Annotated in this window: 18 protein-coding genes; 4 read left to right on the top strand and 14 right to left on the bottom strand. The window is 62.4% G+C overall.

The window, feature by feature from the left end:
* Window positions 1-136 precede the first annotated feature (136 nt).
* Window positions 137-304, bottom strand: coding sequence for a hypothetical protein (locus JET14_RS15195; protein WP_200334599.1), 168 nt, complete (start codon window positions 302-304; stop codon window positions 137-139).
* Window positions 305-518: 214 nt separating this feature from the next.
* Between JET14_RS15195 and JET14_RS15190 the strand changes: the two genes are divergently transcribed.
* Window positions 519-1,352: a hypothetical protein gene (locus JET14_RS15190; RefSeq protein WP_246750334.1), complete on the top strand. Its 834-nt coding sequence runs from the start codon at window positions 519-521 to the stop codon at window positions 1,350-1,352.
* A gap of 7 nt (window positions 1,353-1,359) precedes the next feature.
* On the opposite strand, the gene JET14_RS15185 is transcribed toward JET14_RS15190, so the two are convergent.
* The 7 genes from JET14_RS15185 to JET14_RS15155 all read right to left on the bottom strand — a co-directional run bounded on the left by JET14_RS15185 (window position 1,360) and on the right by JET14_RS15155 (window position 12,443).
* Window positions 1,360-2,283, bottom strand: a complete 924-nt coding sequence (locus JET14_RS15185; protein ID WP_200334597.1) for a DUF2493 domain-containing protein — start codon at window positions 2,281-2,283, stop codon at window positions 1,360-1,362.
* A 350-nt stretch (window positions 2,284-2,633) separates the two neighbouring features.
* Window positions 2,634-3,674 carry a DUF7146 domain-containing protein gene (locus JET14_RS15180; RefSeq protein WP_200334596.1) on the bottom strand — a complete coding sequence of 347 codons (1,041 nt, stop codon included), beginning with the start codon at window positions 3,672-3,674 and terminating at the stop codon, window positions 2,634-2,636.
* Window positions 3,674-7,993, bottom strand: coding sequence for a strawberry notch-like NTP hydrolase domain-containing protein (locus JET14_RS15175; RefSeq protein WP_200334595.1), 4,320 nt, complete (start codon window positions 7,991-7,993; stop codon window positions 3,674-3,676). The genes JET14_RS15180 and JET14_RS15175 overlap by 1 nt, the downstream gene beginning before the upstream one ends.
* Before the next feature lie 174 nt (window positions 7,994-8,167).
* Window positions 8,168-8,425 carry a DUF6117 family protein gene (locus tag JET14_RS15170; protein WP_200334594.1) on the bottom strand — a complete coding sequence of 86 codons (258 nt, stop codon included), beginning with the start codon at window positions 8,423-8,425 and terminating at the stop codon, window positions 8,168-8,170.
* Complete coding sequence (locus JET14_RS15165) at window positions 8,422-8,838, bottom strand: hypothetical protein (RefSeq protein WP_200334593.1); 417 nt, start codon at window positions 8,836-8,838, stop codon at window positions 8,422-8,424. Before JET14_RS15165 ends, JET14_RS15170 begins: the two co-directional genes overlap by 4 nt.
* A gap of 95 nt (window positions 8,839-8,933) precedes the next feature.
* Window positions 8,934-11,075: a ParB/RepB/Spo0J family partition protein gene (locus tag JET14_RS15160; RefSeq protein ID WP_200334592.1), complete on the bottom strand. Its 2,142-nt coding sequence runs from the start codon at window positions 11,073-11,075 to the stop codon at window positions 8,934-8,936.
* Between the two features lie 174 nt (window positions 11,076-11,249).
* A complete protein-coding gene (locus tag JET14_RS15155; RefSeq protein ID WP_200334591.1) occupies window positions 11,250-12,443 on the bottom strand; it encodes a DUF932 domain-containing protein in 1,194 nt (397 codons plus the stop codon).
* A gap of 288 nt (window positions 12,444-12,731) precedes the next feature.
* Between JET14_RS15155 and JET14_RS15150 the strand changes: the two genes are divergently transcribed.
* Both JET14_RS15150 and JET14_RS15145 read left to right on the top strand, forming a co-directional pair.
* Window positions 12,732-13,109, top strand: coding sequence for a helix-turn-helix domain-containing protein (locus tag JET14_RS15150; protein WP_060719466.1), 378 nt, complete (start codon window positions 12,732-12,734; stop codon window positions 13,107-13,109).
* Entirely contained in the window at window positions 13,109-14,341 is a 1,233-nt protein-coding gene (locus JET14_RS15145) for a type II toxin-antitoxin system HipA family toxin (RefSeq protein ID WP_200334590.1), read from the top strand. Before JET14_RS15150 ends, JET14_RS15145 begins: the two co-directional genes overlap by 1 nt.
* A 113-nt stretch (window positions 14,342-14,454) precedes the next feature.
* Here the strand turns inward: JET14_RS15145 and JET14_RS15140 are convergent, their stop codons facing one another.
* Complete coding sequence (locus JET14_RS15140; protein WP_200334589.1) at window positions 14,455-15,459, bottom strand: tetratricopeptide repeat protein; 1,005 nt, start codon at window positions 15,457-15,459, stop codon at window positions 14,455-14,457.
* A gap of 120 nt (window positions 15,460-15,579) precedes the next feature.
* Between JET14_RS15140 and JET14_RS15135 the strand changes: the two genes are divergently transcribed.
* Window positions 15,580-15,957: a hypothetical protein gene (locus JET14_RS15135; RefSeq protein WP_200334588.1), complete on the top strand. Its 378-nt coding sequence runs from the start codon at window positions 15,580-15,582 to the stop codon at window positions 15,955-15,957.
* Between the two features lie 85 nt (window positions 15,958-16,042).
* Here JET14_RS15135 and JET14_RS15130 read toward each other — a convergent pair whose 3' ends face one another.
* From JET14_RS15130 to drmA, 5 genes are all read right to left on the bottom strand, one after another.
* Window positions 16,043-16,876 carry a DUF3883 domain-containing protein gene (locus JET14_RS15130; protein ID WP_200334587.1) on the bottom strand — a complete coding sequence of 278 codons (834 nt, stop codon included), beginning with the start codon at window positions 16,874-16,876 and terminating at the stop codon, window positions 16,043-16,045.
* Window positions 16,877-17,003: 127 nt separating this feature from the next.
* Window positions 17,004-17,843, bottom strand: a complete 840-nt coding sequence (locus tag JET14_RS15125; protein ID WP_200334586.1) for a hypothetical protein — start codon at window positions 17,841-17,843, stop codon at window positions 17,004-17,006.
* Between the two features lie 25 nt (window positions 17,844-17,868).
* A complete protein-coding gene (gene drmC, locus JET14_RS15120) occupies window positions 17,869-18,630 on the bottom strand; it encodes a DISARM system phospholipase D-like protein DrmC (protein ID WP_210342046.1) in 762 nt (253 codons plus the stop codon).
* Window positions 18,630-20,471, bottom strand: a complete 1,842-nt coding sequence (gene drmB, locus JET14_RS15115) for a DUF1998 domain-containing protein (RefSeq protein ID WP_200334583.1) — start codon at window positions 20,469-20,471, stop codon at window positions 18,630-18,632. The genes drmC and drmB overlap by 1 nt, the downstream gene beginning before the upstream one ends.
* Window positions 20,468-24,448, bottom strand: a complete 3,981-nt coding sequence (drmA, locus tag JET14_RS15110) for a DISARM system helicase DrmA (RefSeq protein ID WP_200334581.1) — start codon at window positions 24,446-24,448, stop codon at window positions 20,468-20,470. The genes drmB and drmA overlap by 4 nt, the downstream gene beginning before the upstream one ends.

Genomic DNA, 24,448 nt, shown 5'->3' with positions numbered 1-24,448 from the left:
TGTCTCCGTGAGGAAAGCTCTGACGGTCGCGCCTCCACCACCACCACGGCACGAAACAGAGAATAGCAAAAGATAACCGTCAGCGGGAGCGGAAACCGGCAAGGTTCTCGTCTCGGCCATGACGATCTTCGCCCCGTCATGGGGCGAAAGGATCGATCTCGCTGACGATTTCGGCGGCATCGCCGTCGTATTCGGCTGCGGGGGTGACCGAGAGCGTGCCGTCGCCGGCACGGAAGATGACGATGGCGGCCATGAGCGTTGCGGCGAGGCTGAAGGCGAAGGCTTGAGCGTCGTTGAGGGACATTGATCCGGCTCCTGCTTGAAGCGGAGGACCATCCCCCGCTGACAGGCGCCCGATGTGTCGGACTGAGTGCTGCAATCACCGCGAAGGTGAAACCGCAGCGGCGGCATGCCCGCATAGCCGACCCTTTACGGGTTGATGGCATCAAGCGATCAGTCGGACCAAGGATCAGCGCAGAAAAGCGGGGGGTGCGTCAGCCGGTCCGAAATGGTAGTCGATGAATATCTCAACAGCCCAAGTGCCAAGACTTCAGCCGGACGTCTCGCGCAGCGGAGGCGATAATCATGGCGGGGGAACAGTGGCGAGTGGATTTCATGTGCCCGACGGCAACGAGGCGCTTCGTGCCGACATCCCAGCAATCGTTGAATTGATCGAGCGAACGGCACGGTGGGTTCATCCGCACACTTTCCACGGGCTGCCGGTCTGGGCGCCGCACACGGCGCGAGGCCGCCCACTCTACGATGCCGGTTGGTCTCGCCGATACACGAACACTCGGAAGGCGACAGGCGTGACTGCCGAGAAGTTCGAGGGAAACGTGGCGGCACTGAACGCGCTTGTGGCCGCTCTCGACGTCGCGTCGCCTAAGCCGAAGAATTGGACCGTCTGCCACATCTGGGGATATGACGATCCGTCCTTCGCGCAGCGCAGTAGCGTCGTGCAGGACCCGCGCTACTTCTCATGTGTTGCGAACATGGTCTGGCTGCCCACTTCGCTGAAGGGCTTCACCGACACGCTTCCCGAGATCAAGGCAATGCTGCGGGTTTGTTCGTTCCATCTTTACGGATGGGCATGCGAGCATGAATCTGTGGGGACGCAGGCGGAACAAGTTCGGTCGGGCTGGATACCGTCAGATTATCCGAAGAGTTGGCCCGCACCCGACCGACCGGGCATTCTGCCACCGGGCACTGCTCCCTTCACATCGCGTATCGAACGCGAGATCGCGAAACGAAAATCGAAGGTGCGGTCTGATTTGGCCAATGCCGATTACCTCCACTACCCGAAAGCGGAAGTTGAGGAAGTGCTGAGGTTCTGGAAGATCGACCTGAGATAGGCGGCGCTCACGCGCCGCCGAACTTCCAGACCGGGATGCCGAGTTTCTTCGCTTTGTCGGCGAGGTTGTCGTTGATGCCGGTGCCTGGGAAGTGCATCACGCCCTTCGGCACGATGTCGAGCATCTCGTCGTTGCGCTTGAAGGGGGCGGCGCGACCATGCTTCGTCCAGTCGGGTGCGAAGCCGATCTGCGGTACGTTGCGATTATTCGCCCAGAGCGAGGCGATCTTTTCGGCGCCTTTCGGGGATTTGCCGTGGATCAGTACCATGTCTGGGTGCTTCTCGTGGACCTGATCGAGCTTGGCCCAGATCAGCCGGTGGTCATTGAAGTCGAGGCCACCGGTGACAACGATCTTTGGGCCGGGAGGGAGAAGGACTTCCTGCTCGGCGCGCTTCTTCGCCATGAGGAAGTCGCGGCTGTCGATCATCGCGGAGGTCAGGTTGCGATGGTTGACCTTTGAGCCGGTGCGAGGGAGCCAAGGCTTGCCGACATGGCGCTCGTAGTGTTCGGCGGCCTGATCGCGCATCAGTTCGAAAGCGTTCTGACGTTCGATGAGCGTCTTGCCCTCGGCGATCTGGCGTTCGAGTTCGACCGACTTCACCTCGCTGCCGTCCTGTTGCCGCTGTGAACGCTTCTGCGCCTGCTCGTTGTCGTCGAGTTCGCGGGTGATCCGGTCGGCGGCGCGGTGGAAGACGTTGACGGTTGACCAGAGGAGATCGTCGAGGTCGGGTTCGAGGCGCGTGTCCTCCAGGGTCGAGATCAGGGCGTCGAAGATGTCGGCGACAGCGCCCGCGACCTGGTTGCCGTCTGGCAGGAGGCGCTGGTCCGGCTCGTCGGCGAAGGGGCGGTAGCCGTGGAGCTGGAGTTCGTTGAGGACGTGGTCGGTTGGGGACGATTCGTGGTGGGGTTCGTAGTCGTCGTGCTCGATCATGGGATGCTCCTTTGGCTGGACCGCGACCGTCGCGGCCTTCATGGCGACGGAGCCCACGGGCGGAGCGGACCTGCACCCGGCGCGCGCGCCGGGCCGGAGCGAACGCGGAGGATGCCGGAGGCCGGCTATTTTGTGTCGCGATGGAAAGGCGGTTGATCCGGGGTCCCCACGCGACCTGTCGCGTGGGGTGGACGGCAGCCGCCGGAAAATAGTCGGCCGCAGGCATTGCCTGTCCGAACCGCTTGTGGGCCGATCGCCCTCTCGAAGGCCGAGGCGCGGTCCTCTCCAAGGGATCGTGCATCCATGCGAGCATGATGGCGGCCGCGCGCCGCCGCCGTTCAGCCGCCGATCTATGCCGCCAGCAGCATGAAGCGGGCGACGTCCTGCGGTGCGAGCTGCACCCGGATATGCGCCATCAGCGCGTCACGGCCGTAGGTGCGGAGATCCTCGTTGAAGTCCCCGAGCATGGGCGACAGGGCAATCGCCTCGATCCCGACCGCGTGCGCCCGTTCGATCAGCGTGTTCCTCGCACCGTCCCCGGCGCGATCATTGTCGCGGACGATATAGAGCCGGCGCAGCGCATCGTGGAACTGGATGGCGGCAAGGTGTGCCGCAGAGAGTGCCGCCGCCGTCGGCATGCCGGGCATGACCTCACGAGCCGATAGCACGCTTTCGATCCCTTCGCCGGCCGCCAGCACGTCGCCGGAGAGCCCGAAGCGGACCGCGTGCCCAAGAAGGTCGCCCATCGCCTTGCGCTGGATGTCGATTGGCGCCTTGTCTGAACCGTCGGGCGCGAGCCAGGTCCGATGCGCGCCGGTGATCTTGTCGGTGAAATCGGTGACGGCGGCGACCATGGCCGGCCAGGTCTCGGTCGGGCTGTGCTCGTCGGGCCGATAGTAGCACCGGGAATGGAAGCGCAGGCTTCCGCATCCGTGCAAAGCCGTAATGCCGCGTCCGCGCAAATACGCTTCCACGAGCGTCCCGCCGATCGGCTGGCACATCGCGATGAGCCGGTGTGCGGCTTCGGTCGACCCTGATGGTGCCGGCGTGCGCGCGTGCTGCCTCAGTTGCGGTTCGGGATCGGGCGGCGGCATGCTGAGGAACAGACGGGCCTCTTCGGCAACGTCGGCGAAGTCGATGAGGCCCAGCGAATCACGGATCACGTCGAGCAGGTCGCCATGCTCGCCAGTCGCGGCATCCGTCCATTTGCCAGCGGGGCCTTTGGCGGTGTCCTTGAGGCGCACGAACATGGATCGGCCGGGCGTGTTACGAACATCGCCAACCTGCCAATAGTTGCCCTGTCGGCGACCGGCAGGGAGATAGCGTTTGCATACCGCCTCAGCCTGCCGGCCGAGACGGGATGCGAGATCGGAAGCGTCGCGGCGGGCCATCACGGGGCCTCCCGCTCGCCGATGCGCGCCACCGGATAGGTGTCGAGCAGCTTGCCGAGCACCGCCGGTCCCGTGCTGTCGATCGGCACGAAGAACCGCAGCTTCCACGAGATAATCTCCGTGAAGAGGCCATAGGCGCGAAGGCGCTCGCGCATGGCTTCGGTGAAGCCGGAAAGCTCGATGCGGTTCGCGCCCATGACGCGCACGCGGCGAAGCTGAAGCCCTTCCGCCAGGTCGAGGATCGTCCGCCCGTCGATCAAAGCCGCATAGGCGTCGTTGGCCGATAGATTGGTCGTGCCGGTCGAAGCGGCGTTCGCGGCCCAGACTGGCGAGACGCGGCGGCCGATGATGCGCTCGCCATCGTCGGTCTGAAGCCGGTAAACGTGGGTGGACTCGTTCGGCAGACGTTTCCACACCGGCAGCAACAATCCGGCGACGATGTGAATTGTACTGTCGCTGAACGCGGGCACATCGGCGAGTTCGCGAGACCAAGCCGCGGCGAAGGTGTCGCGGTCGGCCTCCTGCCAATGGCTCTCTGCCATCGACTTCAACGAGGCATGGTGATGCTCCATAGGCCTGATCAGCCGAACACGACGTTCGATCTCGCCATCGTCGAGCATGAGCGACGGTGCGGAAATCTGCACGGCAGCGCGCCCGGATCGTTCGTTCACCAGCAGCTTCGCGCCACCATTATCAAGCCAGCCGAGCGCGTCGTCGAGCGAGAGCGGAAGATTGCGGGTCCGCTGGGCGATGGTCAGTAGCCGGGTCTGCGCACCCGAGGCCGGATGGGTGTAGATCGTCGTGCGATCGGTAACGACGAAGCTTTCCGCCGTCAGGGTTTCGAGGCCGACGTCATAGACGCCGCTCGTGATCGCGCTCGATACCTTTGCATCGAGAAGCTGTTCGAACGCGCTGAATAGAATGCCCTGCAACTCAATGGTGAGCGCCAGCAGCCGATTGAGGAAGGTCGTGATCGGCGGCAGCTCGTCTTTGATGCCGTTGTCGTCCATCAGCTTGAGGCCGGTGGCGGTCTCGAAGCGATGGAGCGAGCAGCCGTCGATCTTGCCGCGCACGATCAGGAGATAGAGCTGGCGCAGCGCATCGCGGGCGTAGCAGGACTCCAGATTGTCCTCGGGCCGGAACAGGCCCTGGCCGCCGGTCTGTCGCTGCCCACGCGTGATTGCGCCCAGCGTATCGAGCCGGCGCGCGATCGTGCTGAGAAAGCGCTTTTCCGCTTTCACGTCGGTCGCGATCGGGCGGAAGAGCGGTGGCTGCGCCTGGTTGGTCCGGTTGGTGCGGCCGAGGCCCTGGATGGCTGCGTCCGCCTTCCAGCCCGGTTCGAGCAGATAGTGGACTCGAAGGCGCTGATTCTTCGCCGACAGCTCCGCATGGTAGCTGCGGCCGGTGCCGCCGGCATCCGAGAACACGAGCACGCGCTTCAGGTCATCCATGAACGCGGCGGTCTCGGCGAGATTCGCGGACGGGGCGCGGTTCTCCACCGCGAGCCGGTCGCCTGCGGTGCCGCCACCCGGCTTGCGGACGATCCGCCGCGAGCGGCCCGTTACCTCGGCCACCATGTCGGTGCCGAACCGCTGAACGATCTGGTCGAGCGCGCCCGGCACGGGCGGGAGCGACGCGAGGCGTTCGATCAGCTCGTCGCGGTGCGCGACGGCTTCGCGGCTCTCGACGGGCTGGCCATCGCGATAGACTGGACGAGACGACAGATTGCCCTCGCCATCGCTGAACGGCTCATAGAGCTGCACCGGAAAGGAATGGGCGAGATAATCGAGAACGTATTCGCGCGGCGTGATGTCGACGCGCACGTCGTTCCATTCGTCGGTCGGGATCTCGGCCAGGCGTCGTTCCATCAGGGCTTCGCCGGTCGACACGATCTGCACGACGGCGGCATGGCCAGCCGCAAGGTCGCGCTCGATGGAACCGATGAGGGTCGGCGTCTTCATAGAAGTCAGCAGATGCCCGAAGAAGCGCTGCTTCGCGGATTCGAAGGCCGAGCGGGCTGCGGATTTCGCCTGCCGGTTCAGCGTCCCGGTCGAGCCGGTGATGTTGGCGGCCTCCATCGCGGCATCGAGGTGATTGTGGATGATGGCGAAGGCGCCGGCATAGGCATCGTAGATGCGGCGCTGTTCGTCGGTGAGCTGGTGTTCGACCAGCTCGTATTCCACGCCGTCGTAGGAGAGCGAGCGGGCGGTGTAGAGTCCAAGCGAACGCAGGTCGCGAGCCAGCACCTCCATCGCTGCAACGCCGCCGCCCTCGATGGCCTCCACGAATTCCGCACGCGTTGCGAAGGGGAAGTCGTCGCCGCCCCAGAGGCCGAGCCGCTGGGCATAGGCGAGATTATGAACGGTGGTCGCGCCGGTGGCGGAGACATAGACGACGCGCGCGTTCGGCAGGGCATGCTGTAGCCTCAAGCCTGCACGTCCCTGCTGCGAGGCGGCGACGTCGCCGCGTTCTCCCTTGCCGCCGCCGGCGTTCTGCATCGCATGGCTCTCGTCAAAGATGATCACTCCGTCGAAATCGGAGCCCAACCATTCAACGATCTGACGGACGCGCGAAACCTTCTCGCCACGGTCATCGGAGCGTAGCGTGGCGTAGGTCGCAAATAGGACGCCTTCCGACACCGTAATGGGCTTGCCCTGCGGGAACCGCGACAGCGGTGTGACCAGCAGGCGCTCCATGCCAAGTGCCGCCCAGTCGCGCTGCGCGTCCTCGATCAGCTTATCGGACTTGCTGATCCAGACAGCCTTGCGCCGGCCCTGGAGCCAGTTGTCGAGGATGACGCCGGCCGCCTGGCGGCCTTTGCCGGCTCCGGTGCCGTCGCCAAGCATGAAGCCGCGACGGAAGCGAACGGTGTCGGCCGCATCGGCGGGCGCGGCTTTCACGACGTCAAAGGTCTTATCGACCGTCCACGATCCGGCGAGATAATCGCTGTGCGCCTCGCCGGCATAGATCACCGTCTCGAGCTGGGCATCGGACAGCATGCTGAGGATGTTCACCGGCAGCGTCGGCCGATAGCTAGGCCTCGGCGGCGCGATGCTCGCCATGGCGGCGGATTGGACGAGCTTCGTTGGGTGGGCCTGAGAGCCGGGAATGCGGATCGATTGCAATCCGTATTCTTCATAGATCGCTTCGGTCAGGTGCGCGCCCTCTGCCGGCGCCCAGTCCACGGTCTCATAGGCGAGCGGAATACCGTCGGGATCGCTGGCCGGCGCTGGGCGTGCGTAAGCGGCACGGGCGAGATAGCTGCGCGCCGTCTTCGGCACCGTGACGACGTGCGGAGCGGAAGCCGCCGGGAGGGTGACAGGCAGCCGAAACGGAACGTCCCGCCCGATCCAGTCGAGCAATATCGCAACATCGGGGGCTGTGCCTGCCGATGCTGGTAGCATGGCCGGATCGGCAGCGGGCACCTTATCGATGACGGTCAGCCTAGTGGGAAACGTGGTGCCGTGCTCGGCATAGACCGAGCCGGCGATTGCCGCGGAGAACACGACAGTGCTCCGTTTCTGCAGGCGCTCGAACGCATCGCGCCAGTCAGGCGTGTCCGGCCCGACATTGGCTCCGGTGATCGCCACGAGCCGACCACCGGGCGCGAGCCGGTTCAGGGCCGAGGTGATGTGGCGAAAGCCGGCGTCGGCAACGCGGCCGGAGACATTGGCCATGGCCGAGAATGGCGGATTCATGATGACGACGGAGGGAGTGGCGGCAGGGGCAAGGTGATCGTCGATCTGCGCGGCGTCGAACCGCGTGACAGTGACGGCCGGAAAGAGCGAAGCGAGGAGATCGGCGCGAAGGTCGGCCAATTCGTTGAGGATCAGCGATCCGCCAACCATTGATGCGAGAATGGCGAGCAGGCCAGTGCCGGCCGAAGGCTCCAGCACGATGTCGTCCGGCGTGATCGCCGCCGCCGTCACCACAGCGAGGCCAAGCGGCACTGGTGTCGAGAATTGCTGGAGCCCCTGAGATTCCTCGGATCGGCGAGTATGGGTGGGCAAAAGCGCCGCGACTTTCGCCAGCGTGGAGAGCCGTGCCGCCGGAGATACGGATTTGCGGAAAAGTGCGCGTCCGTATTTACGCAGAAACAGGACGGCGGCAACCTCGCAGGCTTCGTAGGCGGCCTTCCAATCCCATGCGCCAGCGGAATCGGAAGCGCAGAACGCGGTTTCCATCACCGCACGCAGCAGCGGCGTATCGATGCGCTCACCGCGTTCGAGATGGAGGAGCAGGTTCTGGGCTGCCGACAGGATGGCAGGCCCACGGGCGACGGGCGCGGCCGGAGCGGCCACGGATAAAAAGACAGTCATCGGGAGATCCTCGGGAGAGCGTGAACGGACAAGCCCGGCCGGCGCTCTCTCTCGAACCGCCCGGACTCATTCCGTCCCGGCGGGCCTCTCACTCTCGAAGGCGGGCATGAAAAAAGCGCCCAGCCGCGAGGCGGGGCGCTTTGACGATCGGGTGAAAGGCGCTGGCTCTCTCAACTATGATGGCGCTTCGGGCCGCACGAAACAGCCCGGATCGTCAGGATCGGGCGGCAGATAGGCGTCATAGGGATTGTCGTCGGCGAGATGGCCGAAGGGGGTGAAGACATAATCTCCGCTATCGCGCCCAACGGCGCAGATGACATAGCGATGGGCGCCGGTCTCGGCGTCGAGGCATTCCATGAGCGCGAGATTGCCATCCGCCGCCGCGCGCAGCAACGTCTGGAAATTGCACCTAGCATGGTCGGGGATGCTCATGTCCGTTCTCCATCGCCAGAGAAAAGCTCGGCAAGCCAGCCATCGGTGTAAGTCCAGTCGACGGTCTCGCCCGTGGCGAGATCAAGGACATGCGCGCCGCCGCCGAAACCATTGAGCCGAGGTTTCGAGCAGGTGTTGGCGTATTGGAAGCCCCAGCGGCCGGTGAGACCGAATTCCACAGCGCACCGTTTGACGAACTGGATCAGCCGCTCGGGATCGCCTGTGACGTCATCGCGCATCCAGAGGTTCGTGCCGCCATGTTCGGGCTGGATCGAGAGCAGGAACCCGTCTGAAGGCGGTTCCTCCGAGACGCCTTCCTCCGACAGGCCGGTGTAGATATCGAGCGCACGAGCGGCATTCTGAGGCGTGCCGACATCGAGCAGGCACGAGAAATGAGTGAAGTAGTCGGCCATGTCAGGCTCCTGAAACGAAAGGAGCCCGGCGCGATGGCCGGGCTCGATGAGAGGGGAATGGGGCGGAGCGGCTGGAGCCACCCCGCCTCCTGTGATCATTCGGCCGCGATGGCGTGGACTTCGTCGTCCTCGTCCGCGGTGACGTCTTCATCCTCGTCGCCCTCGGTGAGGAAGGCCGGCAGGTCGGCCCCGTCATCCTCAGCACCCGCGTCGACGTCGGGCGTGGCGGTTTCGGCCTCGGCTGCCAGGCGCAGGGGCTCCGGGAGCCAACTGGTGTCGGCCAGCAGGCGCTCGGCTTCCCGTGCCATGTCACCCTTCTTTAGATGGTCGATGAGCTGCGCGGCCTGCTCGCCCGCACCCTCGCGTACCGCTTCGAGGATGCGCGGCTTGGTGACCCGGCCGAGATAGTTGCCGACCGTGGGCCGCCAGCCGACCTCGACCATGTCGAGACCGGTCGCGCGCGCCAGCCGGTCAGCTTGGGCGAGCCGCATGTCCAGCATGTGCTGCGAGACGCCGTTGCCGCCATAGGGGTTGGGCTTCTCGTAGAGGGCGTTGACGCCATAGCTGACGCAATGGGCGAGTAGCGCCATGCGGCTGGTATCGTCGAGCCCGGCCAGCCAGTCCCACAGTGCCTGGTCTTCGGCGGGGATGTCGCCTGCCCAGGCCTCGGCACGCGCCTGCACCGTGCGGGCCGACGGGCTGTCCTTCAGCCCCTCGTCCTGCACGGGGAAGAAGATGTGATTGACGCTCGCTTCAAGCGCCCCCTTGTACATGCGGTGCTGGAAGGTGTCGGAGACCAGCTTGTGCAGCAACGCCGTCATCGCGATATGCGGATTGTCGGCCAACGCATTGCGTAGCGCCAATGTCCGGTGTGCGGTCAGCTCGGTGACCAGACGGTCGGGCAGCGGCCTGATCGCCTCTTCCTCCTCGTCCTCGCCGTCCGCAGGTTCACCGCCGATGGTGATGACGGCGCGCTGCACGCGCGGATCATCCTGATCATGCGCCTCAAAGCCGGCATCGCCATCCTCGATGTCGTCCGCTGGTTCGGGCGCCTCGTCCTCGGGGCGGACATAGCCGCGTTCGATGTCGAGCCGGCCGTCATTGCCGATGCTGACGAAGACTCCGGCGCGGGCGATGTCGGCGAATTCGAAACGGATGGGACGCTCGTCGAAGGCCGCAAGGGCGGCCTCGATCTCGCCGAGACGCTGATCGACCTCTTCCGGCAGCTCGTCAGCGCCTTCATACTCGGCTTCGAGCTTCTGATATTCAGCGTTCAGGGCTGCGATCGTCGCCTGTTCGTCGGTGGTCAGGTCGAGCGGCTCGCCTTCCAGCGCCCGCAGGCCATGGGTCGCGCCATAGGGGAAGCTGACGGCGACCTCGATCCACTTCCAGCCTTCGGCTACAATCGTGTCGGCTTCGGCCTTCAGCTTCTCGGCGACCAGCCGGTCGAGCAGCGCCACGTCCTGCAGCCAGCCGCCATCGTCGGACTGAAACAGGTCGCGCATGATGATGCCGCCGGCCACCTCATAGGCGTCGAGGCCGACGAAAACGGCGCGCTTGTCGGAGGCCCGGACCGTGGTCTCGGTCAGCATCCGGCGGATCTGATACGGCTCTTTCGACCAGGAATCCTTCACGACATCCCAGACCTGCTGCTGGCGGTCATGGTCGCCGGAAACCGTGAAGGCCATGAGCTGCTCCAGCGTCATGCCGTCCTCGGCATAGATGTCGAGCAGCGCCGGCGAGACAGAGGCAAGCCGGAGCCGCTGCTTCACGACCTGGGCCGACACGAAGAAGGCGGCGGCGATCTCTTCCTCGGTCATGCCTTTGGCGCGCATGTCCTGAAAGGCCCGGAACTGGTCGAGAGGATGCAGCGGGGCGCGTTCGATATTCTCGGCAAGCGAGACTTCCTCGGCGAGGATCGCACCATCACGCTCGCGCACGACACAGGGCACCGGTGTAGTCTTGGCGAGGCGCTTCTGCTTCACCAGCATCTCGAGCGCGCGGAAGCGGCGGCCGCCGGCCGGCACCTCGAACATGCCGGTCTCGTTGCCCTCGGCATCAATGACCGGAAAGACGCTGATGCTCTGGATCAGGCCGCGACGGGCGATCGAGGCCGCCAGGTCCTCGATCGAGATACCGGCCTTGACGCGGCGGACGTTGGACTGGCTGAGCACCAGCTTGTTGAAGGGGATGTCGCGCGAGGACGATAGGGTGATCTTCTGAACGGCAGTAGCCATCGGGATTTACTCCGCGACGGGCGGCCGGGAGCCTCTCTCTCGACCTCCAACCCGTCACGAAGCGAAGCGCCGCCCTCTTCCTCTAAAGGGGGGCAGCGCCACGGTCAGGGAATTGAGATACGGAGAAGCGTAGAGCCGGAGATACGGAAAACCACATCCCCGGCGTTGCGGTTGTCAGGCTGCTCGGTCGAGCAGCTTCTTGGCCTTGCCCTCCATATCGAGGCGGGCATCTTGATGCGGCTTGTCGCGTGCGACGGCGGTAATGCCCTGCACGAAATCGAAGATGCTCTCGGGCGGGCGGCCTTCCTCAGCCAGCACCGTGTCGATGATCTTGCCCGTCTCGGCCTTGGAGAAACCTCGACGACGCAGGAAATCGGTGCGGTCCTCGTCTGTCCTAGCAACGATCCGCTCGCGGGCCGCCTTGATGCCGTTGACGAAAGGCATGGGCGAGGAGTTCGCGAAGTTCAGCAACGCCGGCGCTGCCTCATGCGCAAAGCGGTTGGCGGCATATTTGCTGTGGCGGATGGTGATTTCCTCGAAATCCTCCACGCCCCACAAATTGCGATTCTGGCAGACCGCGCGCAGATAGAAGCTCGCCATGCCGAGGGTCTTGGCGCCGACCTCAGAATTCCAGCAGTAGAAGCCCCGGAAATAAAGGTCGGGCGATCCGTCTGGCAGTCGGCCGGCCTCAATCGGATTCAGGTCGTCGACCAGGAACAGGAAGACGTCGCGATCCGAAGCGTAGAGCGTCGTCGTATCTTTGGTGATATCGACGCGCGGATTGTAGACGCCGGTCGACCAGTCCAGCACGCCCGGCACCTTCCAACGTGTGTCGCCTGTGCCGTTGCCAGCGATGCGCTGTACCGCCTGGACCAGTTCGTGATCGAAGATGCGGCCATAGTCCGGGCCGGTGACGGCGCGCAGCTCGACGCGCCCATCGTCGGTTTCGAACGTTTTGATCTGCTCGGCCCGGTTGGAGCTCAGGCCATATTGCAGATTGATGCCGGCAAGCGCGGCGGGGAGCTGCCGCAGATAGGCGGCGGGCGCGCCGACCAGGCTGGCGAGCTGACCGAAAGACCAGTGCGTCGGCGAGACGGGTGCGTCGGCGGCGGGGAACATGAGCGCCAGCCGCTCCGGATCGTTGCGATTGGCCTCGACATGGATCAGTGCGCTTTCCACCACGCGTGTCCGGCTGCGATCGGCGCGGTCGCGGACCGATCGCGCCAACTCGGACAGCGACAGGTAGCGCTCGTCGGCCGGGCGCGAGAACCATTCGGACGAGACGCGGCCGATCCGCTCGCCACGGCTGACATCCACCTTGTAACCGCCGCTCGTGTCACGGCGCGCATCGAGTACTTGCATGTTCATGGACCAATCTCCACGACGGGCGCGGGAGCCTCTCTCCCAGCTATTCACCCGTCACGGAAACAAGTCCGCTCTCTCACTCTGGGGGCGTTGCGGGGATCTCCCCGCTCGAAGGGGTCGGCCGAGACCCAAGGCTCGGACGCAGGGGAAGACCTTCCCCACCTTCTGGTCACAAATATCGAACCGAAACGCTCGCGCTGCCGGGGCACTGGCTAGAAATCTTGACTAATAGCTTAATTTGTCATATATGACCGTTTGTTTGCGGCATTCCATCAAATATGGACGATTGATATGGGTTCTCCCAAGGCGAAACCAGCACTGGAACGGCTGGGCCAGGATATCCGCCACGCGCGTCTGCGGCGTGGCATCGCCGTGGCGGATCTCGCCGTGCGTGCGGGAACCTCGCCAAGCTCTATCGCCCGCCTTGAACGGGGTGATCCGGGCGTTGCGATCGGAACGCTTGCCGACGTTCTCGTTGTGCTCGGCCTTCTGGAGCGGCTCGCTGACCTGGTCGATATCCGCAAGGACGATCTGGGGCTGGCGCTGGCAGCGGAGCACGGACCGCGCAGGGGCCGCTCCTTCGCGGCAAGGCTGAAAAAGCAGAAGGCTCAGACGGAGGAGACGCAGGATCGACAGGACGTTGTGGACCCTGACGGGGCCTCCTTCTGATGGCCGATTTCGTCGCCCATGTCGCGCTTGGCGAAGGCCGGACATCGGTGGGCCAGTTGCGTTTCACCCATAACGGGCCACGGCAATTCTCGACCTTCACTTATGATGCGGAATGGATCGAAAACCCGCGCGCCTTCGCCATACAGCCCGATTTCCCTCTTGAGGCCGGCCCTTTCCACACTTCGGGACAGCCCGGCAACATGCGCGATGCATTGGCCGGCGTTTTCGCCGATGCGTCTCCGGACAGTTGGGGACGCAGGCTGCTCGAACGCGCCTATGGCAATGGTCTCAACGAATTCGAGTATCTGACGCTTTCCGACGATGCCTGTCGGCAAGGCGCGTTGCGCTTTCTGGATGACAAGGGCGAAGTCATTCGCGGCAAGGCCGCCGACGCCGTTCCCCGTCTGGTCGATCTCGAAACCATCACGGGGATTGCGCGCGCCTATGAGCAAGGCAAGGAAATCTCGCCCGAGGAAATGCAGGCGCTGGCCGGCGCGGGCGGCTCCGGCGGCGCGCGCCCTAAAGCCAATGTCAGGGACGGCGATGTGCTGTGGCTGGCGAAGTTCACCTCGGTCCACGATCAACAGCCAATCGAGCGCGTCGAGGTCGCGACGCTGCGCTTGGCGGCGGCCTGCGGTATCCGCACGCCCGAGACACGGTTGGAACTATCGGACACGCCGTTTCCAGTCGCACTGGTCCAGCGGTTCGACCGACGTGGGGCCGCACGGATTCCGTACATCTCCGCGCGCACCGCGCTCGGCAAGACGGGCGTGGGGCTGGGTTCCTATACGGAGATCGTCGATTTCATGCGGGCTTATTCGTCCGATCCTTCTGACGATTTCCGCGAACTCTATCGGCGTCTGATCTTCACGATCCTCGTGTCCAACAAGGATGATCATCTCAAGAACCATGGCTTCCTCTATGTGGGGGCGGGTCGGTGGCGCTTGTCGCCGGTATTCGACGTGAACCCGGCGCCGGATCGCAACCCGCATCTCGAGACGGCAATCCTCGAGGGCGGGGCCCATGACCGCTCGGTTAACCTCGCTCTAGAGGCCTGCGCGTTTTTCGAGATTGCCGAGGCCGAGGCACGGGAGATCATCCGAACCATGGCGCAGCGGATCTCGGACGGATGGCGGGAAGTCTTCAGACAGGTGGGCGTTTCTGGCGCGCTGGCGCGTGACTATGAGGCTGCTTTCGTCGGTGACGAGATGGAAACGGCGCGCAGTCTTTGAGTCATATTTGACCAATTATTGGCGATTATCGGTCAAATATGTTTTATCCCGATCACCGATCCGCCTCGGGGAGGAACCCGAGAACCATGAAGCGGGACACCGTAATCAAGGCTTCAAAAACGCGTGCGTTGATATCGCCATGGTTCTATCGGCCGCCCATGGCGGTCGGCCTTCTTCCGAACGATCTCCGCCGAAAGCACGTCGTCGATTCGCGCGCGTGCTGCGTCCTCTTTCAAGCCCAACGCTTGCCGTTTTTCAAAGTCGTGCTCCCACAACAGCGCCTCCTGGCATTCGAGGACCGCGGCCCTTTCGGCGAGGACTTTGGGATGCGTGTGCAGCCAACGTACAAAGGCGACCGCACCTGGCGTTCGCTGCCAAAGGTCGCCACACTGATCTAGATAGCTGCGAGCCGTCTCCGGTTCGGCAAGGTTCGAGCCGTGCCAAATCGCAAGCGCCGCCGGCTCTGGGTTCCCTGACAACATCTCTGCGATATAGCCGTTCGCGACAAAACCATGGCGCAGCTTGGTCGCGGCAGAGATGGGGTCACCGGCCTTCAGGTGCAACAGGGCATGCTCATAATGATAAGGCGGATAGTGTGGGGCTTCATCCGTGAAGATGCGCTCGGCCTTTGCCGTTTCACCGACGCGCAGATATTCCGGACCAATCAGGTAGCGGATGCCCTGGTTGTCGTTCGGATTCCAGGCGAGCATCTTCTCCATCAGTCGTAGAGCGTCCTTGCGCTGGCCAAGCCGGAGATGCGTCAGGACGACGCCATGTGCCGCGCGCAGAAAGGGGCGGTTTTCGAGGAAGCCCCATTCGATCGAACCGGCGTAGCTGGGGGGGATCGCGCGCTCACCCACTTCCAGACCCTGAAGGCAGGCTTGCAGTGCAAGCTTGGGCTTGCCTTCTTCCATGAGCGCATAGCCCAGATGGGCATGGCCGTCGATGAAGTGGGGGTGCCGTTCGACCAGCGCCTTCAGCGTCTTGACGTACTTTGCAGGCGCGAGCGACCCGCCATCGCGCTGCTCAAGCGCGTCATCCAGTTCCTCGACGATCCGATCATAGTCATCGCCATGGCGGAAAACACCGCCGTCATCGAAGACTTCGAGTGTCAGCATGCCCTATCTCCTGTCCTGCCCTTTCTGCGGGCATATGCGTTGCGAGCGATTGCCATGCTCTTGGATTGAGCGAATCGACATCCCAGATACTGCAGAAGGATTTCTTGGGAGGACTATATTTTGGCAGACTATCTCGTCACTTATGATTTCAAGGACAGCGCGTCGAAGCAATGGGAAGAGTTCGTCAAATGCGCCGAGCTGGAAGGTTTTATCTATGTATATAACGTTGGCGAAGAACTCGCGCGGCTGACCAACACGACGCTGTGGGGCGAGTTTGAAAACAAAACGGCTGCAAAGGCCGCCTTCGAGAGAGCGCAAGCTGCCGCAGGAAAGAAAATTGGGCGGACCATTACACTCGAAAAGCGGGTCATCACGAAAATGGCGGACGTTTTCGTCAGGTCAGACAAGAAAAAGAAACCAGACTCTCGTTGGACGAAATCAACATCGTTCGAGACGTGCCGCGCCCATCAGAAGAACGATCCATTTTTCGCGTATTGAGATTAAATTAATTGATTTGGTTCGCTAATGAAAGTGGCTCCGATATCGGATTTATTAGATCTTCTTGGCTCATTTTATTCGGCTATCAACGAAAACTCGCTTGAAATGCCGTCGCAGTCAGCGAGACGTGGGCATCCAGTGGCGGGTGTAACTCGAACGCTCTTGGCTCGCGAGAGAAGTTCCACAGGCGGAAAAGGCACCACTCCGAGCGCCTATGGTCGGCAACCGAGAGTTCGTTCCGCGTGATTTCAAAGGGAGTACGTTCCCAGCCATTGGTGGTTTTGACCTCAATGAGGCGCGATCGGCCATCGGGAGTGAAACTCTCGATATCGTATCCGAGGCCATCCCCATCTTCGTTCGCTACCCAGCGTATCTTCCGGGCGAGGTCATTGCGACCTGCGCCGAGCAAAACTGCGCGTTCGTGCTCCAATACGCGTTCTTCACCAGCTCGCCCCAGCGCACGATTGCGTTGGTCTCTTCCCGCAACATCGAATTTTCGGGCGATATGAAGCGTCTGCTCCAATTCTTGCGGGGGCGGCTGATTGGAATGTGTGGGCGGAGGTCCGATCCAAATAGACGAAGGCTCACTCAGTGAAGGCCGGGACGACCTGTCCGGCTTCCGGGCTATCCAGTTTGGGTTGCGGGCAAGCCAGCGCACTACCGCGTCGACTAGAGATGCCTGGAAATGGAAGGCGGGCTTGTAGCCTGGAATCCAATCCTCGCCCAGGCCCTTCAGTACCGCGCTGATGTTTTGGTGCTTGAACTCGATGGACTTTCGAGATCGGCCGATTTTCTCCAACATTCGCCGATTATGCTCAGACTTGCTATAGGGGCATCCTGCGATATCATCGGCCAGCATCGTGAAATAATCCACGACGATCAGATCATTCTCTTCGTCGGTCCAAGGTCCTGTCGACATTCCACAAATACTAAAGGTACGAGAGCTAACCGTCAGGCGCTTTCACGTACATCCACGCCTATCGTGGAGACGCATGACGTGTGTAGGACGGGCGGATGCGGAGGACGCATCAAAAGTGCAAATGGAATTACCGCATCGTTGTCATTTCCCCCTCAACGGCACCGAGTGCGAGGCGAAGGTTTTCATACATCCATCCCGCCTTCTTATCCGAGGTCATCAGGCCCTCGTAATATGTGCCGTACACGGCAAAGCTTAGGTCGATGAGATCATTTCGCGTTCGTTCAAGCCGCTTTTGCGGCTGATTTCCATTCCTGATCCACCAGAGAAGGTAGATGACGAGCGCAAGGGCATAACGGTAGAGATAGGTATGCGTTTTATGTTCATCGAACGCCGACGGAGCGGAACGATGCCGTCCTCCATCCGACAACGTCTCCCATATCTGGTCGGCGGCTCCAAAAATCGAGGAAAACATTTCCGGAGTAAATCGCGAGTTCTGCCTGATGATACGAAGGTGCTGGGCTTTGAACATTTGCTCCGACATCTCTGGCAGAGAGGTCATTATGTCCTGAGCACCTTCGAGCATGCCAGGAAGAGAATTCACAGCGCCGTCCCATAGGCGATCCAATTGATCCCGAATCGCAGGCTCGTTTCGACTGGGGCCATTCAGTATATTGACCATTTCTCGAATGCTATCTGCCGCATCCCCATACTGCATCAAAGGCAGCATCGCTGGCATCCTGGGATCTATTTCTGCGATATCCCGTCCGGACTTTAAAACAACGATCTGTTCGGGAAAATCACCGATCACGGAAAGGGCTGATGCAACTGCTTCGATTGATCTCTGCTTGTAAATTTCAAACCAAGCGAAATCAGGCAGAACCGCGAAATTGGTAGACGAGGTATCGAGAAAGTGCCGGAGATATTCCGACTGCAGCATGTTGCTGTCGATGACCAGGCGCTGAATCACTGCGATGGCTCCGATACCGATTTGGCTAAGTAGATCTGATTACCTTTGTTTCGATCAGTGCAAACATATGATCACGCAAATTGGATGGAGTTGATCCGCCAGTCAGCAGAACACCTGCCTCCATGTTCTTTTCTAGTGCGTGTCCCGTCAAATTGGCACTCGTCAAGAATGCAATGGTGCTGTCCGCGACGGCCACCTTCGCGTGGACACGACCGTTGGTGAATGGATGCGGGCGATCGGTCCAGACATATAGCCGGGCCGAGGGAACAGCATTTCTCATCGTCGCCACCGGATCGACGAGCAAACTGCCCCCTTGGGTCAAAGAAGCCTCGACGAGAATACGGGTATCGACGCCTCGATCGATGGCGTCGTTGAGAGCGGCAACGACGGAAGGAACATCGTAGGCTACGAAGCTCACGATAAAAACCTCTCGCTTCGCCTGTCGAATGAGATCCAAAAGCACCTGGTCGGTACGACGGGTCGCGACGAATGGCGTCGTTGGCCCGGTCCACACGAGTTCAACGTTATGATCTCGCTGTGTCTGTTGCCTGGTATGAGCCGCTCCCAGCAGCATTCCTGCCAGGATGTCGCCGGTCAACGCGGTGTCCCGCCAAGCCATCATTACCGCGCCCAACGCAGATCGGGCGGCGGGCGTGCCAACGACTTCCTGGAGATTTTGCTCGCCATCAGAAGGGTGCGTGCCACGCAGTCGGGACGCAATTGCTTCGATCTTCGATGGCGACACCAAGGCCACGAGTTTCGTGACCGCGTTCAAGAGCGGATCCATCATGAGTTCCGGAAGAATGCTGCGTTGGGATTTTCAAGCGTGGGAACCACCAACGCGCGGTCCAGATGCCGATTGCCCCTTTCGCACGATGTTTCCGAGACAAAGGAGCAGGCATGGCAGGAGGCGCCATGCAGCGACTGGTCTTTGCTCGGATCGTGCTCGGAGCACAGCGGATCGGAAGCGCAGACATGGGCGCGGTCCAAGGCCTGGCGAAGCAACCTCCCTAGGTTTTCTGGTTTGCCCAATTCGACCAAACCGCCGAGCGTTCCGTCGGAATCTGCGGCGGCGGTATAAATCAGAATTCCAGCTTGTTCTTTTTCGCCGTCGACTTCTCCATATATCCGTTCACGGATGCTGGCGGCATTGTATCCGCACTCGAGAGCCAGTTCCCTGATCAGCATGTGGGCCAAAGTGTGTAGAAACACGTATCGCACGCCGGGATAGCCCTCTCTCGGGTCGAGATTCCGTTTTTGGCGCCATCCACGATGCCCCGTTCGCAAACGAGCATCGACATCTTTCACCGCATCTTGCTCAGCCCAAGCGTCCAGGGCGTCGGCGTCGAAGCGCACGAAGATTCCCTCGCCGTGAACTTGCGTCGCCGGCACCCAATCGGGAGCCGCGCGCCCCAGCGGAGCGCGTGGTGCCGCATCGTCACCCGATCCTTCGTCCGGGGATTCGACGCGGGTGAAACCGAGCAAGGCATTGACCTCGCGCAACCGCTCCAACAGCAGGACGCGCGTGATCGCGGTTTCGAAGCCTTTCGGGATGCCCACCTTCTTGCTCATGAAATGCGGATAGTCGGTCGGCGGATCATCCGCCGTCAGAACCTGCCATTCCGGTTCCTTGAGGTCACTTTGATCGATATCCGCGCCACCATTCCGATGGGCTTCTATGGCGGCCCAGATCTGTTCGCTAGTGAACTGTTCGATGCCAGAGAGCTGGGCCGTTTTCTTTAGCGTCTTGACCACGAAACCGACTTCGTCGACCGAGGAAACATCTTCGAAGAAGGTCCAGCCATCGCCGACGAGCTGCGCCAAGGGACTTCCTGTTTGAGGAATGGCGAGAACCGACAACGTGACAGGGAACCAGCCGTTGGTCGCGCCGAGAAGGATCGCCCGAGGATCTTCGGGGCAGTCATCATCGAACCGATCGATATGGGGATGCCTTCCGCGGCAGGCGGGGAGGTTGTCTCTACCTGCCTGGCCGAAGGCCTGTGCCATGTTTTTCGCGGCACCACAGGCATCGCATTTGACCCAGAGATTTTCGGTTTGCAGCGATGCTCCGCTTTCGAAGAAGCGTAATGTTCCACGGCAATCGTCAAGGCCGCCATGAACGAACCAATGCCACGGAAAATCATCCAGATGCCCTGCGCGGCAGGCCATCAGGAAGCGAGCCGGCACCGCATCGGCGTCTTTGGCACGCTGGTCGTTGTTCGAGCCCCGGCATCCTTCATGCACGAAGCGTGTCAGCTCCGGCCGGTATCGGTTTTCTTTCAGCTTGAACAAGCCGGCGTCGAATGGTGACAGCAAACCGCATTTCACGCACCGCAGCCATCGGGGAAACGGTTTCACCGGAACACCGATCAGCGCCGCGGGCGAGAATGGATCGACGACATCGCGATCGCCGAGTGGCGGCATGCGTAGCGATTCCACTTGGGGGCCGAGAACGCTTCGGACGTTCGCCAGCAACCGTGCCTCTTGTATGGGCTGGCATCTGTCTCTTTCCCAACGGTCGATCCCCATGGTGACGACCGATAGATTGGGTAAGTCGATGAGAGCGCCGGGACCGTAAGTCCACAACAGCTGGCTCGGACGGATTTCACCTACGGGCGTCTTGCTCATGCGTCACCCCCATCGGCCGGAGTGACACGGGCTCGCCAGGCGGGATCATTCGTCGAGCGCGCGTCTTCCATCACCAACCTCACGCCGGGTTCGACCTCCCGCATCGACATCGGAACGGTCCAGTCCGTCCAAGGCTTCACGCCGGGATTCTCCAAAAGGGGATAGGCCGTCGGGCCTGCCCCATATTTCTGATAGACGAGCGTGCGACCTCCAACGCCGGCCTCTTTCGCCCAATCGTCGGCGCGGTGCTTCAGCTCTCGTTCGGTCAAGGCCTTCTTCGCCGAGTCTTCCGTGACCTCCCAGGTTCGTTCGGACACGACGCCGATCGTCGTCATCATCTCCGGTCGGCTCGGACTGTTCATCGCGCCCGCACCCGTGTTGGGCGCGAAAGGATCGTAGCTGTTTCGCATGATCGACAGCATCGCGCCCGTGAGACCACGATCCAGCGCACGCGGGGAAAATGGTGTCACGGATTGAGCCTCGACGTGCTGATAGAAGGTCGCGTGGTAGTGTTCGAACGTCTCGTAATGGGAGAGGTCGCGCGGGCGTGCCCAAGTGAGCACGGTGGCGACCAGGCCAGGTGGAGAGCGGCCGACGCGGCTGGTCGCCTGGATATACTCCGCCGTTCCTTTCGGCTGGCCATTGACGACCATCACGCCGAGACGGTTCACGTCCACGCCGACCGACAGCATATTGGTGGCCAGAACGACGTCGATCGGACGCGGATCGCCGAGAGCCCTGTTCTCAGCCCATTCACCCGTCTTGGGATCGAGCGTCCCATTGAACGGTACTTCGAGCTGATCGAGATAGCGCGGGATGTCGTGACTGGAGACGCGGGAGGTGAGTTCCCGAACGTCATCGACGCGACGTTGTGACAGCCCCGGACGGTCGACCAAGCTCATGTTCACACGGAAGGAGCGCGTCTGCACGTCGTCCTCGGCGAGACGCTTCATCCCGCCCAACTCGCGCAGCGAATTGAAATAGCCGACGAGCGTCATGTAGGGATCTGCGACCGGGCCGAAGCGATCGAAGAGAGCCTGTGCGGCGGTGAGGAAGGCCGTATAGGTTCGGATCAGAACGGCTGGCCTCGAACTGCCGGGCGCGCAGATGCCCATGTAGCGGCGACCGGGTTTCTCGCCGATGGGGCGCTGAACCGAAAAGAAATTGTCCTCCACGTCGAGGCCGGTGGGCGGAAAGACCGAGATGCGACGCATGAATACGTTACGCACCTGGTCTTCGGCTCGCCGGACCGTGGCCGTCGATGCCACCACCTTCGGCCGGACCTTCGTATCTCCGAGTACCCAAGAACTCAGCTCGTCGACGGCGCTCTCATAGAGACCGACCATGGTGCCAAGCGGGCCGCTGATGAGGTGAAACTCATCCTGGATGATGAGGTCGGGAGGCCGGACGGCGGCGCGCACCGGCTTCACCCTCGCGGCGGGATAGGCGCCGCGTGCGCGGTGCCCGGTGCCGCAGTCGTGGCCCGGCCAGAGCAAGCCGTGACGTTCACATTCTTCATCGACCCGGCCGAAGAGAGTCCGCACTTCCGGCCGCCAGGCCATCATGGCGAACTTGTCCACGGTGGCGATCATCATCGTCGGAGGACGATGATAAATTTCCTCATCGACCACTTTCACGGGCAAGCCGGGATGCGGAAGGCCGCCGGAGCCGGCCCGTGAAAATTCGCAGGTGCCGAGTTTGTCGCTGCAATGGATGAGCGTTCGGCCGGCTATCCGATCGACCTCAATGTCGCGACCCGGCGAGATTTCGGAACCGCACCACGGGCAGCTCGTCAGTTGCGCGGGCGACGCGATACCGGATTTATTCCGGTCGCCATTCCGCAGCGCCTCGATTGCTTGGTGAGCGTCGGCGGTTCGGCCTGGCGTCACCCGATTGCCGACCCACAACCCCAACGAGAAGGGCTCCTTGCCCCAAAGCTTCTCATCGGCGCGCCGGATCACTTCCATTGCGCACAAGAGAGCCGTGGCGCGTTGGAACTGTTGCAGAGTCAGCAGGCGCAGCGTGTACCGCATGATGACTGCCAAGCCGCGGGAGGCATCGAGGCCGCCGAGATCGTCCTTCAATCGGCGCATCGCCATGGCAAAGGCCGCTACGCCCAGATAGGCTTCGGTCTTGCCACCGCCGGTCGGGAACCAGAGGAGATCGGCGAAGGCTTCCGCCGGTTTCGTCCGATCGGAATGCGCGGGGTCGGCGAGAGATGGCACCGACAATAGGAGGAAAGCCAACTGGAAAGGGCGCCAGGATCGATTCTTTGGGATGTCGAGCTGCGTGACACCGGCCGCCTCGCCGCGCCTGCGTTTGAGTGCATAGAGGCTCCGGACACGCTGGAGCGCCATCGACTTGTTGGCGAAGCGGAACGCCGATAGCGCCGCGGCGTCGGCAAAAAGCGTGTCCATTCCCTCGCGCAGGCGGCGCAAGGTTTCCTCGCAACGGGCGATCACGTCCTTTCCAGGGTCATCGAAGCCCGTGATCTCGGTTTTCAGCCGTGTTCTCTGCTCCCCGATCCAGACGGCATAGTCGTCGACCAGGCACGACAGGGCATTGCGCAATTGCTGCGGTTCCATCTCCGCGAGCCGCCCCATGTCGAGCCACCCCTCATCGACCATACGGCGCATGGCCGGCCGGTCGTCCGGATCAAGGCCCGGTGTTTCAGTGACGGCGACCTCATAGCGCGGGATGATTTCCGTGCGGAGGTGCGAAGCCTTTGCAGAGTCGCCCGACGTCGTGTCGGCATGGACGGAGACGCCGTGGCCGACGGCGAACTCGAGTCGGTTGCGATAGATCAGGGCGAGGCGATCACGTTCCGGGTCATCCACGACGATTTCGTTAGAAGGACGTCGTCTGAAGATCGACGAATCTGCAGCGCCTTCGGGCGCGGCCACCGAGATTTCTGGTTGGAACAGCCAAGCGCGATCCTTGTTGTCGTCAGGCTCCAACTGGCCGTTCACGAGGAATAGAGTGACGAGGTGCTCCCCTTGGGCGTTTGTGCGGATCGTCCCTTGAAGCCTCACTTCAGGCTGGTCACGATCCGGCGTCGCCGGTCGTATCGGCCCATCCCTCAGCGGCAGGGGAACGACGCCACCGCACGGGATTCGCCGCCACACCTTGACCTTGGCTTCTTCTTCCCGGCCGGTCGCCCGGTTCTTGCGGGTCTTGACGACATCGTGCTCATCGCCCGGAACACGCTCATAGCGTCCCCACCGGACATCCGCGGCCAGCGCCTCTACGCCCGGCGCGACGCAGAAGGTGAACCCCATGCTCGACGGGACGAGTGACTGATTGTTCGTGGTGTCGATTTCGTCGAGGGCGTCGTCTTCCGGCTCCACGCGACCGGAGACGCTGGCGAACTCGGCGCCAGGTTCGTGGATTGGCGCGGCCCGCTCATCTTCGATGTCGCGGATTTCGTCTGCACCGGCCGCGGGCTCGACGGTGACGGTATCGGTGTCGCTCGGCCGCCGCGGCGCGAGCTTGCCGACCAGATAGCGGTCCCGGACGCTCATGTCCTTGATGAGTTCGTGCGGTCCGCCGGCGGGACCGAGCAGGTCGTCGCGGACCGCTATTTCGAGCAGGTCGCGCACATAGGCGACGTTTTGGATGACCGGAACATCGCTGATCGAAATGCCGTCGAGAGCGAAAATCACCGCCAAGTCTTCCGGCCGGAGGCGCGCGATCGGGCCGGTCGGCAGCGTCAGCCCGAGGCCGAATACCGTACCCGACGACCGGAACGTATGCACATGGTCGAAATAGATCGTCGTGCTGTCGAGATCGCCGCGAATGCGCAAAATTCGACCGGCTCGTGTCAGTGTGCCATCGGCTTCGGCCGCGATGATCCAATGTCCTTCATCGACCGCCGAATAGTCCGAACGCTCGCCGTTCAATCGAGCTATGCACGGGCCGAGCCAAGTCGGTTCCTTGGCAAGCCAACTCTGCGCGTTTGGATCATCAGTCAAGCTCAT

It is taken from the genome of Martelella lutilitoris (genome assembly GCF_016598595.1).
GTDB lineage: Bacteria > Pseudomonadota > Alphaproteobacteria > Rhizobiales > Rhizobiaceae > Martelella > Martelella lutilitoris_A.
Note: the sequence above shows the minus strand (reverse complement) of the source record. Positions and strands in the feature narration are given on the sequence as shown.

What these genes read in the sequence shown, in the direction of transcription:
- JET14_RS15195 (WP_200334599.1), bottom strand. Translation starts at nt 304, where the DNA reads ATGTCCCTCAACGACGCTCAAGCCTTCGCCTTCAGCCTCGCCGCAACG.
- drmB (WP_200334583.1), bottom strand. Translation starts at nt 20,471, where the DNA reads ATGAGCAAGACGCCCGTAGGTGAAATCCGTCCGAGCCAGCTGTTGTGG.
- JET14_RS15185 (WP_200334597.1), bottom strand. Translation starts at nt 2,283, where the DNA reads ATGATCGAGCACGACGACTACGAACCCCACCACGAATCGTCCCCAACC.
- JET14_RS15130 (WP_200334587.1), bottom strand. Translation starts at nt 16,876, where the DNA reads ATGTCGACAGGACCTTGGACCGACGAAGAGAATGATCTGATCGTCGTG.
- JET14_RS15145 (WP_200334590.1), top strand. Translation starts at nt 13,109, where the DNA reads ATGGCCGATTTCGTCGCCCATGTCGCGCTTGGCGAAGGCCGGACATCG.
- JET14_RS15180 (WP_200334596.1), bottom strand. Translation starts at nt 3,674, where the DNA reads ATGGCCCGCCGCGACGCTTCCGATCTCGCATCCCGTCTCGGCCGGCAG.
- JET14_RS15150 (WP_060719466.1), top strand. Translation starts at nt 12,732, where the DNA reads ATGGGTTCTCCCAAGGCGAAACCAGCACTGGAACGGCTGGGCCAGGAT.
- JET14_RS15140 (WP_200334589.1), bottom strand. Translation starts at nt 15,459, where the DNA reads ATGCTGACACTCGAAGTCTTCGATGACGGCGGTGTTTTCCGCCATGGC.
- JET14_RS15160 (WP_200334592.1), bottom strand. Translation starts at nt 11,075, where the DNA reads ATGGCTACTGCCGTTCAGAAGATCACCCTATCGTCCTCGCGCGACATC.
- drmC (WP_210342046.1), bottom strand. Translation starts at nt 18,630, where the DNA reads ATGGATCCGCTCTTGAACGCGGTCACGAAACTCGTGGCCTTGGTGTCG.
- drmA (WP_200334581.1), bottom strand. Translation starts at nt 24,448, where the DNA reads ATGAGCTTGACTGATGATCCAAACGCGCAGAGTTGGCTTGCCAAGGAA.
- JET14_RS15165 (WP_200334593.1), bottom strand. Translation starts at nt 8,838, where the DNA reads ATGGCCGACTACTTCACTCATTTCTCGTGCCTGCTCGATGTCGGCACG.
- JET14_RS15170 (WP_200334594.1), bottom strand. Translation starts at nt 8,425, where the DNA reads ATGAGCATCCCCGACCATGCTAGGTGCAATTTCCAGACGTTGCTGCGC.
- JET14_RS15175 (WP_200334595.1), bottom strand. Translation starts at nt 7,993, where the DNA reads ATGACTGTCTTTTTATCCGTGGCCGCTCCGGCCGCGCCCGTCGCCCGT.
- JET14_RS15155 (WP_200334591.1), bottom strand. Translation starts at nt 12,443, where the DNA reads ATGAACATGCAAGTACTCGATGCGCGCCGTGACACGAGCGGCGGTTAC.
- JET14_RS15190 (WP_246750334.1), top strand. Translation starts at nt 519, where the DNA reads ATGAATATCTCAACAGCCCAAGTGCCAAGACTTCAGCCGGACGTCTCG.